This window comes from Streptomyces prunicolor, assembly GCF_045162825.1.
Lineage (GTDB): Bacteria > Actinomycetota > Actinomycetes > Streptomycetales > Streptomycetaceae > Streptomyces > Streptomyces prunicolor.
On sequence record NZ_CP108676.1, the window covers coordinates 5,388,115 to 5,401,607 of the forward strand.

15 protein-coding genes are annotated in these 13,493 nt (G+C 69.8%); 7 read left to right on the top strand and 8 right to left on the bottom strand.

Features of this window, described 5'->3' with window-relative positions; translation table 11 throughout:
* Window positions 1-9: 9 nt before the first annotated feature.
* Genes OG588_RS24720 through OG588_RS24730 form a run of 3 tightly spaced genes read right to left on the bottom strand, consistent with a single transcriptional unit; the run spans window position 10 to window position 2,796 of the window.
* The gene (locus OG588_RS24720; protein WP_043676185.1) at window positions 10-921 is read right to left on the bottom strand and encodes an ABC transporter ATP-binding protein; all 912 of its coding nucleotides are present in this window, start codon (window positions 919-921) and stop codon (window positions 10-12) included.
* A complete protein-coding gene (locus OG588_RS24725) occupies window positions 918-1,826 on the bottom strand; it encodes an ABC transporter permease (RefSeq protein WP_405949202.1) in 909 nt (302 codons plus the stop codon). Before OG588_RS24725 ends, OG588_RS24720 begins: the two co-directional genes overlap by 4 nt.
* Window positions 1,816-2,796, bottom strand: coding sequence for an ABC transporter ATP-binding protein (locus tag OG588_RS24730; RefSeq protein WP_405953202.1), 981 nt, complete (start codon window positions 2,794-2,796; stop codon window positions 1,816-1,818). The genes OG588_RS24725 and OG588_RS24730 overlap by 11 nt, the downstream gene beginning before the upstream one ends.
* 246 nt (window positions 2,797-3,042) lie before the next feature.
* On the opposite strand from OG588_RS24730, the gene OG588_RS24735 reads away from it, so the two are divergent.
* From OG588_RS24735 to OG588_RS24760, 6 genes are all read left to right on the top strand, one after another.
* On the top strand, window positions 3,043-3,885 hold the full coding sequence (locus tag OG588_RS24735; protein ID WP_405949203.1) for a M24 family metallopeptidase: 843 nt from the start codon (window positions 3,043-3,045) through the stop codon (window positions 3,883-3,885).
* A complete protein-coding gene (locus OG588_RS24740) occupies window positions 3,882-5,639 on the top strand; it encodes an SDR family oxidoreductase (RefSeq protein WP_405949204.1) in 1,758 nt (585 codons plus the stop codon). Before OG588_RS24735 ends, OG588_RS24740 begins: the two co-directional genes overlap by 4 nt.
* The gene (locus OG588_RS24745) at window positions 5,636-6,523 is read left to right on the top strand and encodes a metal-dependent hydrolase (protein ID WP_405949205.1); all 888 of its coding nucleotides are present in this window, start codon (window positions 5,636-5,638) and stop codon (window positions 6,521-6,523) included. Before OG588_RS24740 ends, OG588_RS24745 begins: the two co-directional genes overlap by 4 nt.
* Complete coding sequence (locus OG588_RS24750; protein ID WP_405949206.1) at window positions 6,520-7,491, top strand: MerR family transcriptional regulator; 972 nt, start codon at window positions 6,520-6,522, stop codon at window positions 7,489-7,491. Before OG588_RS24745 ends, OG588_RS24750 begins: the two co-directional genes overlap by 4 nt.
* A 122-nt stretch (window positions 7,492-7,613) precedes the next feature.
* Window positions 7,614-8,162 (top strand): RNA 2'-phosphotransferase, encoded by a 549-nt coding sequence (locus OG588_RS24755; RefSeq protein WP_405949207.1) that lies wholly within the window; start codon window positions 7,614-7,616, stop codon window positions 8,160-8,162.
* A gap of 69 nt (window positions 8,163-8,231) precedes the next feature.
* Window positions 8,232-8,678, top strand: a complete 447-nt coding sequence (locus tag OG588_RS24760; RefSeq protein WP_019055084.1) for a hypothetical protein — start codon at window positions 8,232-8,234, stop codon at window positions 8,676-8,678.
* A 71-nt stretch (window positions 8,679-8,749) separates the two neighbouring features.
* On the opposite strand, the gene OG588_RS24765 is transcribed toward OG588_RS24760, so the two are convergent.
* From OG588_RS24765 to OG588_RS24780, 4 genes are all read right to left on the bottom strand, one after another.
* Window positions 8,750-9,652: an LLM class flavin-dependent oxidoreductase gene (locus tag OG588_RS24765; RefSeq protein WP_405949208.1), complete on the bottom strand. Its 903-nt coding sequence runs from the start codon at window positions 9,650-9,652 to the stop codon at window positions 8,750-8,752.
* A 111-nt stretch (window positions 9,653-9,763) separates the two neighbouring features.
* Window positions 9,764-10,243, bottom strand: a complete 480-nt coding sequence (locus OG588_RS24770) for a DUF3515 family protein (protein WP_405949209.1) — start codon at window positions 10,241-10,243, stop codon at window positions 9,764-9,766.
* Between the two features lie 74 nt (window positions 10,244-10,317).
* Window positions 10,318-10,542, bottom strand: coding sequence for a helix-turn-helix transcriptional regulator (locus tag OG588_RS24775; protein WP_366096702.1), 225 nt, complete (start codon window positions 10,540-10,542; stop codon window positions 10,318-10,320).
* Window positions 10,542-11,162, bottom strand: coding sequence for a DUF2975 domain-containing protein (locus OG588_RS24780; protein WP_405949210.1), 621 nt, complete (start codon window positions 11,160-11,162; stop codon window positions 10,542-10,544). The genes OG588_RS24775 and OG588_RS24780 overlap by 1 nt, the downstream gene beginning before the upstream one ends.
* Window positions 11,163-11,361: 199 nt before the next feature.
* On the opposite strand from OG588_RS24780, the gene OG588_RS24785 reads away from it, so the two are divergent.
* Complete coding sequence (locus tag OG588_RS24785; protein ID WP_405949211.1) at window positions 11,362-12,249, top strand: Cof-type HAD-IIB family hydrolase; 888 nt, start codon at window positions 11,362-11,364, stop codon at window positions 12,247-12,249.
* 95 nt (window positions 12,250-12,344) lie between these two features.
* Here the strand turns inward: OG588_RS24785 and OG588_RS24790 are convergent, their stop codons facing one another.
* On the bottom strand, window positions 12,345-13,385 hold the full coding sequence (locus OG588_RS24790; protein WP_405949212.1) for a peptidoglycan DD-metalloendopeptidase family protein: 1,041 nt from the start codon (window positions 13,383-13,385) through the stop codon (window positions 12,345-12,347).
* Window positions 13,386-13,493 lie beyond the last annotated feature (108 nt).

Consider the following 13,493-nt stretch of genomic DNA (forward strand, 5'->3'; position numbering starts at 1 on the left):
CTTGGCCTCCTACGCCGCGACGAGATACGAGAAGACGGACTCGAGGGACTCGTCCGACGGCGAGACCGTGAGCAGCCGGATGCCGTGGTCCTTGGCCACCCGGGGCAGCAGGGCCGTGAACCGGCCGAAGTCGACGGCCTGGATGCGCAGCGCGCCCTCGGCCAGGTCGACCTCGATACCGGATGTCGACGGGTCGGCGATCAGCGCGGCCGCGAGGGCGCGGTCGTCGCTGGAGCGGACCAGGTAGCGGTGCGGGCGGTCGGTCATCAGGCGGCGGATCTTGCGGAAGTCGCCGCTGGCCGCGTGCCGTCCGGCCACAACTACCTCGATGTGCCAGGCGAGTTGCTCGACCTCTTCGAGGATGTGGGACGAGAACAGCACCGTGCGGCCCTCGTCGCCCATCCGCCGCAGCAGGTCCATGAGTTGCATGCGCTGGCGCGGGTCCATGCCGTTGAACGGCTCGTCGAGGAGCAGGAGCGAGGGGTCGTGCACCAGGGCGCTGGCCATCTTTACGCGCTGGCGCATGCCCTTGGAGTACGTCGAGATCTTGCGGTCCTGCGCGTACTCCATCTCGACCGTGGCCAGGGCTTTTTGGGCGGCCTTGGCGCCGAGGCCGTGCAACTCGGCGTTGGCGACGACGAATTCGCGTCCGGTGAGGAAGTCGTACATCGCCTCACGCTCGGGGACGATGCCGATGTGCTTGTAGATCTGTTCGTTGCGCCAGACCTGCTGGCCGTCGAGGGTGACGGTGCCGGTGGAGGGGGCGAGGAAGCCGCCCATCATGTTGATGAGGGTGGACTTGCCGGCGCCGTTGGGGCCGAGCAGTCCGGTGACTCCCGGGCCGACGTTCATGGTGATGTCGTTGACGGCGACCACGTTGCCGAACCAGCGGGAGACATGGTCGATGGAGAGCGTGGTCACAGGCCCACCTTCCGGTAGCGGCGGATCAGGAGGCCGTAGGTCGCGGCGATGAGGCCCAGGACGGCGAGGATGTAGACGACGCCTTCCGCGTGGCTGGGGCCGACGCCTCCGGGGAACGCCGAACTCGCGCCCAGGAAGGCCGACTGCAAGCCGTCGATGAGCGTGACGGGCGAGAAGAGGCCGATCCAGGGGATGGCGCTCGTGGAGTTCTGCGCGTCGGCGATCGCCTGGAGGGTGGAGACCGCGCCGGAGGAGATGGTCAGTACGGCGATGATGGCGGCGATGCCGAAGCCGCGGCGCGGGGTGACGGCGGCGATGACCAGGCCGACGCCGGCGAAGAGCAGCGAGAGGAGGGTCACGGAGACGAGTCCCTGGGCGAAGCCCTTGGTCTGGTCGGCGAAGTCCAGCTTGGCCAACAGGGCGCCTACGTAGAGCACGATCAGCGGGGCCCCGGTCAGGATGAGCATGGCCGAGGCCAGGGCCGCGAACTTGGCCCGCACGTAGTCGGCGGTCTCGATCGGCCGCGAGAAGTACAGCGGTACGGTCTTGAAGCGCAGGTCGCGCGAGACCGACTGGGGGGCCTGCGAGGCGACGTACAGGCCGATGACGGCCTGCATGATGATCGCGTAGCGGGTGTAGTCGACGGGCAGGTCCTTGGCCTTCGTGGCGACCGCGACGGCCACCATGATGGCCGCGGGCACGCACATGACCACGAACAGCAGCATCGGCAGGACCTTGGACTTCACCGAGCGGCCGAGGCCGTAGGAGCCGCGCAGGGACATCGAGTAGAGGGAGCGGCGGGCGTAGGCGCGGCCCAGGCGGGGGCCGTTGTAGTTGCGGTAGCCGATGTTGTGGATACGGGTCTGGTCGCCCGGCTGGGGGACCAGGGGCTGGTCAATTGCCATGGCCTACGGCCTCCTTCCGCTCTGCGTCGCTGCCGGTGCTGGTGTCGGAGTCGGTGAAGACCTCGGAGATGTGGTGCCTGCGCTGCTCCATGCGCACCAGGCCCAGGCCGAGGTCCGCGATCACGTCCCGGATCACGTCGTACGTCTCCTCGCCCGTGGCCGTCAGGAGGAGGACATGGCCCGCGCCCGGGAGGCCGCTGCTGTCGTGGGTGTCCACCCCGTGCGCGTGGAGCGCGTCGCGCACCGCGCGGGTGCCGTCCGGGTGGTCGTCGGTGTCGGTGACCTCGATGGCCAGGGTGGTCGTGATCTGGGTGAAGTCCGTGGTGGAGCTGGAGCGCAGGAGCTTGCCGCCGTCGACCACGATGACGTGGTCGCAGGTGCGCTCCAGCTCGCCCAGCAGGTGCGAGGTCACCAGCACCGAGATGCCGAAGTCCGTGTGGATGCGGCGGATGAGGCCGAGCATCTCGTCGCGGCCGACCGGGTCGAGGCCGTTGGTCGGCTCGTCCAGGAAGACCAGTTGGGGGTCGTGGACGAGGGCCTGCGCGAGCTTGACGCGCTGCTTCATGCCCGTCGAGTAGCCGCCGATGGGGCGGTAGCGCTCCTCGTACAGACCGACATGGCGCAGGGTGTCCGCGGTGCGCTCGCGGGCCGCGGTGGGCGGCAGGCCGGACATGCGCGCCATGTGGACGACGAACTCGGTGGCCGAGACGTCGGGCGGCAGACAGTCGTGCTCCGGCATGTACCCGACGCGCTCGCGGATGTCGGCACCCTTGGTGGCGACATCGAGGCCGAGCACTTCGGCTCGGCCCTCGGAGGCGGGGGACAGACCCAGCAGGATCTTGATCAAGGTCGACTTGCCGGCTCCGTTGGCACCGACGAGCCCCGTCACACCGGGGCCGACGTCCACGGAGAGCCGGTCAAGCGCGGTCACCCGTGGGAACCGCTTGCTCAGGCTTTCGGTCGCGATCACAGTCACGTCTACGAAGGTAGTGACGCGGACCACTGCGGTCGTCACCCCGCAGAGCTGTCCTCACGTCAGACTCCAGACGTACGGGTCCGTAGGGGATGCCCCTACCTGAGAGCTACGCGACCGGCCCTCGCGGTTATCCACAGGTAGAGATCACGCCTATTGACGCAGCCTCTAACAACTGTCACATTCACGAGTGTCAAGTTACGAGCACGTACCGCAGTCGGTGTGGACAGGTGGGGCGGTGGCATGACTACGGCGGTGACACGCGAACTCTCCGCGGAACTGCGGGGGTTCAGGGAGGTCCAGCGGCTGGCGTACGAATGCGCCGAGGCCGTCGCGGCCCGGCTGGAGCCCGGGGTGACCGAGCGGGACGCGGCGCGGATGCAGCGGTCGTGGCTGCGCGCGCGGGGCGTGAACGACTGGTTCCATCTGCCCTTCGCCTGGTTCGGCGACCGCACGGCGTTCACGGACTTCCGGGTCCCGCTCCAGTTCTTCCCCACAGGCCGCCGACTGGAGCCCGGGATGCCGTTCATCCTGGACATGGCCCCCGTGTACAAGGGCTTCACGGCCGACATCGGGTATTCGGGCTCCCTGGGCGCCAACCCGGTGCAGGACAAGCTGATGGCCGACCTGGAGGCGCACCGCGCGCTGCTCCTGCGCGAGGTGCGCGAGCGGCGCCCGCTGCGCGAGATCTACGAGGACGTGGACCGCCTCATGGTCCGCCAGGGCTACGCCAACCGGCACCGCGCCTACCCCTTCGGCGTGATCGCGCACAAGATCGACCGGGTCGCCGAACGCCCTTGGTCCCCGCGGCTGTTCGGGTTCGGCACCCAGGCCCTCAAGGGCCTCGCGAGCGACGCGCTGCACGGCCACCGCGACGGATGGTCCCCGCTCTGGTCGCCGTACCGCTTCTCCGACCATCCCCCGCACCCCGGCCTGTGGGCGGTCGAACCGCATCTCGGATTCCGGGGCACGGGCGCCAAGTTCGAGGAGATCCTGGTCGTCACCGACTCCAAGGACCCCGAACAGAGCGTCTTCTGGCTGGACGACGATCTGCCGCACGTGCGGCGCTGGGCGGAGGACAAGTGACGCTTGAGGGTGCGCGCGAGCGCTGGGTGCGGACGGGTGGAGTCGAGCTGTGCGTGGCCGAGTTGGGGGACCCCTCGCGCCCCACGGTCATCCTGGTGCACGGCTATCCCGACACCAAGGAGGTGTGGTCCGAGGTCGCGTCCCGGCTCGCGGACCGCTTCCACGTCGTGCTCTACGACGTCCGAGGCCACGGCCGGTCCACGGCCCCGCAGCCGCTGCGGGGCGGGTTCACCCTGGAGAAGCTCACGGACGACTTCCTGGCGGTCGCGGACGCGGTCAGCCCGGACCGGCCGGTGCACCTGGTGGGGCACGACTGGGGCTCGGTGCAGTCCTGGGAGTTCGTGACCGTCGAGCGCACGGTGGGCCGGATCGCCTCCTTCACGTCGATGTCCGGGCCGTCCCTGGACCACTTCGGGCACTGGATCAACAAGCGCCTGACCCGGCCCACCCCGCGCCGCGTCGGCCAACTCCTCGGCCAGGGCGCCAAGTCCTGGTACGTGTACCTGCTGCACACCCCCGTGCTGCCCGAACTCGCCTGGCGCGGCCCCCTGGGCAAGCGCTGGCCGAAGATCCTGGAGCGCGTCGAGAAGATCCCGCGCGGCGACTACCCGACCTCGTCGCTCCCCACGGACGCGGCCAACGGCGCCTGGCTGTACCGGGACAACGTGCGGGCGAGGCTGCGCAGACCACGCCCGGATGCCTACGCGCACGCGCCCGTGCAGCTCGTCACGCCCCTGGGGGACGCGTTTCTGTCGGAGCGGCTCTACGACGAACTGGAGCTGTGGGCACCGGGGGCGGTGCGCCACACGCTCCAGGCCAAGCACTGGATCCCGCGTACGCGACCCGATCAACTGGCGTCCTGGATCACGGAGTTCGTGACCACCCAGGAGGGCGAGCGCCCCAGGTCGACACCGGCGACCGGCAAGTACGTCCAGCGGTTCGGCGGGCAGCTCGTGCTGGTGACGGGCGCCGGCAGCGGCATCGGGCGCGCCACGGCGTTCGCCTTCGCCGAGTCCGGCGCGCGCGTGGTGGCCGTCGACCGGGACTCGGAGAGCGCGGCCCGCACCGCCGAACTGGCCCGGCTGATCGGCGCCCCCGAGGCCTGGGCGGAGACGGTCGACGTCTCCGACGAGCAGGCCATGGAGAAGCTCGCCTCGAAGGTCGCCGCCGAGTACGGCGTGGTCGACGTCCTGGTGAACAACGCCGGAATCGGACTCTCCGGTTCCTTCTTCGACACCACCCCGGAGGACTGGAAGAAGGTCCTGGACGTCAACCTGTGGGGCGTGATCCACGGCTGCCGCCTCTTCGGGAAACAGATGGCCGACCGCGGCCAGGGCGGCCACATCGTCAACACGGCGTCGGCGGCGGCGTTCCAACCGTCGAAGGCACTGCCCGCCTACAGCACCTCCAAGGCGGCCGTGCTGATGCTCAGCGAGTGCCTGCGCGCGGAACTGTCCGACCAGGGGATCGGTGTCTCGGCGATATGCCCGGGCCTCGTCAACACCAACATCACCTCGACCGCGCACTTCGCCGGGGTCGACGCCGACGAGGAGAAACGGCGCCAGAAGAAGTCGGCGCGGCTCTACGGGCTGCGCAACTACCCGCCGGAGAAGGTCGCCGACGCGATCCTGCGGGCGGTCGTCCGCAACCAGGCCGTCGTGCCCGTCACCCCGGAGGCGCGCGGCGCCCATCTGATGTCCCGGTTCGCCCCGCGCGCGCTGCGGGCGATGGCCCGCCTGGAGCCGCCGCTGTGACCTCCACGGACGAGCACCACACGATCGCGCCCCGCCGGGTCTCCTTCGACTGGTCGCACACGCCCCTGCACTGGATACCGGACGAGCCGACCGCCACGCATGTCCTCAACGTCCTGCATCTGCTGCTGCCGGCGGGGGAGCGGTGGTTCGTCAAGGTCCTCAAGGAGGGACTGCCGCTGGTCGAGGACCCCCAACTCCGCGCGGACGTCAAGGGGTTCATGGGCCAGGAGGCCACGCACAGCGTCCAGCACGCGCATGTGCTGGACCAGCTCACGGCCCAGCGGTTCGACACCGGGGACTTCACCCGGCACGTCGACTTCCTCTTCGAACGGCTCCTCGGCGAACGCCCGCCGCTCGGTGTGCCGGTGCCGGAGCGGGAGTGGCTGCGCTTCCGGCTGGCGGTCGTCGCGGCGATCGAGCAGTTCACGGCGGTGCTGGGCGACTGGATCCTGACCGCGGAGGGCCTCGACCGGGCCGGCGCCGACGCGATCATGCTGGACCTGCTGCGCTGGCACGGCGCGGAGGAGGTCGAACACCGCGCGGTCGCCTTCGACATGTTCCAGCACTGCGGCGGCCACGGCCTCCCCCGCTACGCCCGCCGTCTCACCGGCATGGCTGTGACCGCACCCGTGATGCTCTCCCTGTGGGCCTGGGGCACGGCCTACTTGATACGCCACGACCCCCAACTCGCCGGCCGCGTCCGCTACTCGCTCACCGAGCACAACAGGGCCGTACGAAAAGGCCTGTTGCCCACCTGGCGGTCACTCGGCGCGGCCGTCCCCCGCTATCTGCGGCGCTCGTACCATCCGTCGCGGGAGGGATCGTTGAGCAGGGCGGTGGAGTACCTGAGGAGGTCACCGGCGGCTCGGGCGGGAGCCGCATGAACTCCGGGTCGGGTTCGAGTTCGGGTTCGGGTTCCGGCCAGGTCGCCTACCGCATCGAAGACCTCGCGCATCTCACCGGCGCCACCGTCCGCACGATCCGTGCCTACCAGGACCGCGGTCTCCTCCCCCGCCCCGAGCGGCGCGGCCGGGCCAACCTGTACGCCGATGTCCATCTCGCCCGGCTCCGGCAGATCGCGGACCTGCTCGATCGCGGCTACGGGCTGGCCTCCATCAAGGAGTTGCTGGACGCCTGGGACGCGGGCCGGGGGCTTGGCGGGGTGCTCGGGCTGGTCGCCGAGGTGGACGGGCCGTGGACCGACGAGGAGGCGGTCCGGATCTCGCGCGCCGAGCTGGAGCAGCGCTTCGGCGGCAGCCCGGACGACGCGGCAGTCGCCGAAGCCGTCGAACTCGGCGTACTGGAGCCGGTCCCCGGAGACGCCGACTCCTTCCTCGTGCCGAGCCCCCAAGAGCTGGCGGTGGCCGTCGAGTTGTACGCATCGGGAGTACCGCTCCCCGCGATCTCTTCCCATCTACGGGAGTTGAGGGTCCAGGTCGAGCACATCGCCTCCCGTTTCCTTGAGTTCACCACCGAGCATGTCTTCGCCCGCTACCTCGACGGATCACACCGTCCGACCGACACGGACGCGACCGAAGCGGCCTCGCTCGTACGACGGCTGCGCCCGCTCGCGCAGCAGACCGTGGACGCCGAACTCGCGCGCGCGATGCGGCTGTTCGCCAACCGGTCGCTCCTTCGGCACCTCGGCGCGGTGGAACCTTCGCAGTCGGCGTCTTCGTCACGTTCCGTGGCCGTGCCCGAGACGACAATGCGGGCCGTGGAGGGGTTGGTTGGGCCGGAGAAGGCGGGCGAGTTCATCGCGTTGGCGGCCGAACGGGAGCTGCGGGCAAGGGCGTTGGATGCGCTCATGCCAAGTAGTGGGCCCCCAGCTGATCTTGACGAACAGGTGTGACATGACAGGGAGTTGTCCACAGAAACGCCAATTCCCCTGTGGATAACTACAGTTGGTTGTGGATCAAACATCGGCCATAAAAGAAAATGCGTGATCCACGTCTCTCCCGTCATGCTGAGCGGATGGATGAAAGACGCACCGTGAAGGTGTCGAAGTACCTCTCCAAGCATCTGCGCCACCAGCCCGAGCGGATCGGGCTCACCCTCGACGAGGCCGGTTGGGTCGAGATCGACACGCTGATCGCCGCCTGTGCCGCGCGCGGGTTCCGGTTCGACCGCGAAGAGCTCGACCACGTGGTGGCCACGAACGACAAGCGCCGCTTCGCGATCGAGGGCACCCGTATCCGCGCCAGCCAGGGCCACAGCATCGAGGTCGACCTCGGACTGCCCCCGGCCACCCCGCCGCCGTACCTCTTCCACGGCACGGTCGCACGCAACCTGGACGCGATCCGGGCCGAGGGGCTCCGGCCCATGAACCGTCACGCCGTACATCTCTCCGCCGACCGGGAGACCGCGACCCGCGTGGGCGCCCGCCGCGGCCGGCCTGTCGTGCTCTCCGTGGACGCGGGCGCGATGCACAAGGACGGCCAGGTGTTCCGGGTCAGCGAGAACGGGGTGTGGCTCACGGAGGCAGTGCCCGTGCGGTATCTGCGGTTCCCCGCGCCCCACTGACCTCGCACGACCTGATGCATGCTGCCCCGGTATGGCCTCGGCCGCACCGCCCCCGGCATGATCAGTGGTATGGACCACTTCCACAGCACCGAGGCCGCCGTCACCGCCCTCCGCGCGATCGCGTCCGAGTACGGGCGCGAGATCGAGGTCACCCATGACATCGGCGCCGACCAGACCTCCCGCCGCACCTCCGCGGGCTTCGGCGTCACCACCGACCCGGACGGTTCACTCCCGCACGAGGCCTTCGCCGAGTTCGGCGGCCTGCCCCGGGTGAGCGTGCGGCTCTATCCCGACGACGACGCCCTGATCACGGTCGAGGGCATCGACTGCCCCGACATCGACCGCGACGACGTCCCCGCCTTCCTCCGCTCCGTCTTCGACGGCCACGCCTACGTCAAGGCCCGCCGTTTCCCGCCGAGTTGCAACCTGGTCGTCCCGTTGCCCGGGGATCGGACGCACAAGGAGTGGATCTCGATGATCGTCCTCACGCCATGGCTGAACAGCCGCATACGGTGACGTTTCACGTGAAACGCGGTGCCGGTTTCACGTGAAACACGGGCCGGCGCACAGGGCCCCGGGCACCCTCGTCACGCCAGCTGAGCCGGCGCTTCCATGGCGATCTGCTCGAAGACCTTCTCGTCCGTGGCGAAGACGGAGTCCGGGACGGGCCAGTGGATCACGATCTCGGTGAAGCCCAGTTCCTGATGCCGACCCGCGAAGTCGACGAAGGCGCCGAGTGACTCCAGCGGACGGCCGCGGTCCGGGGTGAAACCGGTGAGCAGGATCTTGTCGATCCCCGCCACGTCCCGGCCGACCGCCGCGCAGGCGTCGGCCAGCTTCTCGACCTGCCCGCGGAGGGCGTGAACCGACTGCTCAGGAGTGCCGTTCTCGAACAGCCTGGGGTCGCCGGTGGTCACCCACGCCTGTCCGTACCGGGCGGCGAGCCCCAGCCCACGCGGACCGGTGGCGGCCACCGCGAACGGCAGCCGGGGCCGCTGCACACACCCCGGGATGTTGCGGGCCTCATGCGCCGAGTAGAAGTCACCCTCGTACGACACCGAGTCCTCGGTGAGCAGCCGGTCCAGCAGCGGAACGAACTCCCCGAACCGGTCGGCACGCTCACGCGGGGTCCACGGGTCCTGCCCGAGCGCGGTGGCGTCGAAGCCGGTGCCGCCCGCGCCGATGCCGAGGGTGACCCGGCCGTCGGAGAAGTCGTCGAGCGAGATGAGTTCCTTGGCGAGGGTCACCGGGTGCCGGAAATTCGGCGACGTGACCAGGGTGCCCAGACGCATGTGTCGGGTGGTCGCCGCGGCGGCGGTCAGGGTCGGGACAGCACCGAACCAAGGGCCGTCCCGGAAGGTGCGCCAGGACAGATGGTCGTAGGTGAAACCAGTGTGGAAGCCGAGTTCCTCTGCGCGCTGCCAGGCCGCACCGCCGCCCTCGTGCCAGCGACGGTACGGAAGGATCACGGTGCTCAGACGCAGACTCATGTCTCAGAGCCTACGGCGCCACCCTGGTTCCGCCCTCCTGAGCCCGGCCCGTCGCCGGAGGACGCGCGGAGGCCCCTTTCGCGCGGGCTCAGAAGCTCGGGCCGCAGAAACTCAGCCCTGCTTCGCGCACGTCTTCTGCTTGGCCGGCCCCGCCATGATCGCGGACATCTCACCGATGACGGCGTCCTTGTCCTTGATCCGCTCCGACATGGTGACCTCGGCCGCGGGGCTGCGCCCGTACGACAGAACCGTCTTCACCCCGTCGTGGGTCTTCTTGGCGTTCACGAGCCAGTCGACCCCCTTCACCGACGTGCACGCGGCCGACTCCGGGACGTCCGAGATGTTCCCGCAGCGGAGGATCACATCACCGTCCCCCCACACGGCCGATCCCTTCTGGTCGGAGTCGTTGCGCTCGTGGCCGCCCAGTTTCTGCGGCGCCTTGCTCACCAGACCGGAGCAGCCTGCACTGTTGCCTCCCGGAGCTCCCGACACGTTGTAGGAACGCGAGGAGGTCCCGCACGCCGCGAGGGCGGCAGCGCACACAGTGATCACGCCGATCTGTGCCAGATGCCGGACAGAGGTCATCCCCATGAGCAATCCCTTGTCTAGATAGTGGAGTTACGGGTCTGGATAAGGAGTTACGGGCCAGCCTTCTTCGGCCGGGGTCAGTCCTCGCGGACGCTGAGCAGGTCGCCGGGCTGGCAGTTCAGTTCGCGGCAGATCGCGGTGAGGGTGGAGAAGCGGATCGCCTTCGCCCGGTCGTTCTTCAGGATGGAGAGGTTGACCACCGTCACCCCGACCTTGGCCGCCAGTTCGGCCAGGGTCATGCCGCGCTCGGCCAGGAGCCGGTCCAGGTGGACCTTGACCCGGTGTTCCTCGTCCGGCGGCATCAGACCAGCCCCTCGGTGTCGGCGCGGAGCTTCGTACCCCGCCGGAAGACTTCTCCCAGCGCCAGGATGAGGAAGGCGAGCAGGACGTACTCACCGGTGAAGGTGACCGAGAGGGGGACCTGATCGGCGATGGGAGTGCCGCTCACCAGTGCCTCCGTGGTGAGCGACGGCAGCACCGGGGAGAGGACGGCCTGCACCAGGACTGTGAGCCCTATGACGCTCAGGCGGCGGGCGTTCTTCGGTACGAAGACGTCGCCGTCCCGCAGCGTCCGGGCCATCTGGAGGAGGAGGACCAGGACGAGAAGCAGCAGCAGACTGCCGACGACATCCGGCAGCGCGAGCAACAGGCGCTCGCTCAGGTCGGGGTGGGCGAAGACGAGGTCGGCCTGATGGGTACCGGTGAGGGTCATGCCGTGGCCCGCCACCGCGTCGGTCGCGGCGCCCGGTACCCGGGTCGCGGTCTCGGGCTTGACCTCGCGGGTGTCCACGGGGTCGATGAGGCCGACCACCCCGAGAACCGGGAGCAGCACCCCGAAGACAGCGTCAAGCAGAGCGGCCAGGCCCAGAGCGGCCTCCAGCAGTCGACTGTCGGTCCGGTTCCACCAGGACTTCGTACGCATGGTTCCCCCTTGCCACCCCATGAACATATCGCTTATCGATACTATCGATAAGCGATATGCGCACTGTCAAGCCCAGGACGTGGCGGCGGATGAGGGGTCGAGTCGGCACCTCGGCCCCGCCAGGACCGCGGAGGACAACGGCCCTGGTAGGGGCGGCAACCACTCACCTGTGCACTCTCCCGCACAGCCGTGCAGGCATATGCGGGAGAATGGCCCGGTGACCTCAGCGACTCGACAGCCCGAGACCCCGGCCGCCGCCGTCCCGCCACGGCTGATCGCCACCGACCTGGACGGCACTCTGCTGCGCGACGACAAAACGGTGTCCCCCCGCACGGTGGCGGCCCTGGCCGCGGCCGAGGAGGCGGGTATCGAGGTCTTCTTCGTCACCGGCCGCCCCGCCCGCTGGATGGACGTCGTCAGCGACCATGTCCACGGCCACGGCCTGGCGATCTGCGGCAACGGCGCCGCCGTGGTCGACCTGCACGGCGGCCCCGGCGCCCACCGCTTCGTGAAGGTCCGCGAACTGGCCCGTGCGAACGCCCTCGACGCCGTACGGCTGGTGCGCGAGGCGGCGCCCGGGACGGTGTACGCGATCGAGCAGACGTACGGCTTCTACCAGGAGCCGGCGTATCCGAAGCTGCACATGGAGATACCGGACACCCTCGCCCCCGCCGAGAAGCTCCTGGCGCCGGACGCCCTGGGAGCCGACGAGCCGGTGCTGAAGATCCTCGCGTTCCACGCCGAGCTGGACCCGGACGTCTTCCTGAACGTCGCCCGCCTCGCCCTCGGCGACCACGCGAACGTCACCCGCTCCAGCCCCAGCGCCCTGCTGGAGATCAGCGGGCCCGGCGTCTCCAAGGCCAGCACGCTCGCCCTGTGCTGTGCGGAGCGCGGTATCGCTCCCGAGGAGGTCGTCGCCTTCGGGGACATGCCGAACGACGTCGAGATGCTCACCTGGGCGGGACAGTCGTACGCGATGGGCAACGCGCACCCCGACGTGCTCGCCGCGGCCTCCGGGCGAACAGTCGACAACAACGAGGACGGTGTGGCGATCGTGATCGAGCGGATGCTGGCGGAGCGGCGGTAACAGCGGTTGCAGCGGTAACGGTGTCTGGTGGTGACGGCGGCTGGTGGTAACGGGCGTCGTCCTGGAGCGTGGCCCTTACGCGAGCGACACGTGCCCTAGCCGAGCGGGACTTCCCGCTGTGCCAGCCAAGGCAGCGGATCGACCGCCGATCCCATGTCCGGGGTGACCCGTACCTCGAAGTGCAGATGCGGGCCGGTGGAGTTGCCGGTCGTGCCGGACTGGGCGATCCACTGGCCGGTGGTCACGCGGTCCCCCTGGTCGACGGTGACGGCGGCGAGGTGGGCGTACTGCGTGTAGTAGCCGCCCGGGTGCTCGATGACGATCTCGATGCCGAAGGCGCCGCCGCAGGACACCTGTACCACCCGGCCCGCTCCGGCCGCCCGCACCGGCGTGCCGATGGGGACCGCGAAGTCCTGGCCGGTGTGCCGGTTCGCCCAGCGGGAGCCGCCGCTGCCGAAGCCCGCGGACAGTTCGACGGGCTCCACCGGCGCGACCCACGGAGCGGTGACCCGGTTCGGCGGCTGGTCGAGGCGGACCGCGCCCCGGCAACTGCCCGCCGCGACCGAGGCGTCCGCCTGGCCCTGCAACTGGCCGCGCGCCTCGTCGAGTCTGCGCTGGATGCCCTGCTTCAGCTCGGCGAGTTCGGCGTTCCGCTTCTCCAGCGTGCGCCACGCCGACGCGGCCTTCGCCTCGTCACCGGCGAGCCGAACCTCGGCCCGGTGACTCCTGCCGAGCGCGTTGACCACGGCGAGATCCGCCTGGGAGAAGACATGCTGATCGCGCATCAGGTCCTCGGGGCTGTCCGCGAGGATGATCCGGGCCGCCATCGGGATACCGCCGCCGCTGCGGTACTGGGCGCGGGCGATTCGGCCCAGATCCTCGTGCAGCCGTGCGATCTCCCGCCGTTCGCCGTCCAGTTGGCCCTCGACCTGCTGGGCGCGGGCCCGTTGCGCGTCGGCCTCCCGCCGCCCGGCGTCGTACTGCTGGGTCGCCAGGGCCGCGTCCTGGTACAGCCGCGCCACCTGTGCGCTGATGCCCGCGGCGGGCTGATCGTCGTCACCGGGGCGGGCCGCCAGGACGGCGAGCGCGCACAGCAGCACCGGAACGAGCAGTGGATGACGGCGAGATGAGCGCATGTCAGCGATCGTGACCCGGGCGCGGGACGAAGGCCCTGTTCAAGTCGTACGCATGGGGGACGCGCTGCTGCGAACGGCTCAGCGCGAGCTGCTGATGACAGGTCCCAC

Coding starts and splice junctions, on each gene's coding strand:
- OG588_RS24725 (WP_405949202.1), bottom strand. CDS start 1,826: ATGGCAATTGACCAGCCCCTGGTCCCCCAGCCGGGCGACCAGACCCGT.
- OG588_RS24735 (WP_405949203.1), top strand. CDS start 3,043: ATGACTACGGCGGTGACACGCGAACTCTCCGCGGAACTGCGGGGGTTC.
- OG588_RS24750 (WP_405949206.1), top strand. CDS start 6,520: ATGAACTCCGGGTCGGGTTCGAGTTCGGGTTCGGGTTCCGGCCAGGTC.
- OG588_RS24755 (WP_405949207.1), top strand. CDS start 7,614: ATGGATGAAAGACGCACCGTGAAGGTGTCGAAGTACCTCTCCAAGCAT.
- OG588_RS24760 (WP_019055084.1), top strand. CDS start 8,232: ATGGACCACTTCCACAGCACCGAGGCCGCCGTCACCGCCCTCCGCGCG.
- OG588_RS24765 (WP_405949208.1), bottom strand. CDS start 9,652: ATGAGTCTGCGTCTGAGCACCGTGATCCTTCCGTACCGTCGCTGGCAC.
- OG588_RS24770 (WP_405949209.1), bottom strand. CDS start 10,243: ATGGGGATGACCTCTGTCCGGCATCTGGCACAGATCGGCGTGATCACT.
- OG588_RS24775 (WP_366096702.1), bottom strand. CDS start 10,542: ATGCCGCCGGACGAGGAACACCGGGTCAAGGTCCACCTGGACCGGCTC.
- OG588_RS24780 (WP_405949210.1), bottom strand. CDS start 11,162: ATGCGTACGAAGTCCTGGTGGAACCGGACCGACAGTCGACTGCTGGAG.
- OG588_RS24785 (WP_405949211.1), top strand. CDS start 11,362: ATGCGGGAGAATGGCCCGGTGACCTCAGCGACTCGACAGCCCGAGACC.
- OG588_RS24790 (WP_405949212.1), bottom strand. CDS start 13,385: ATGCGCTCATCTCGCCGTCATCCACTGCTCGTTCCGGTGCTGCTGTGC.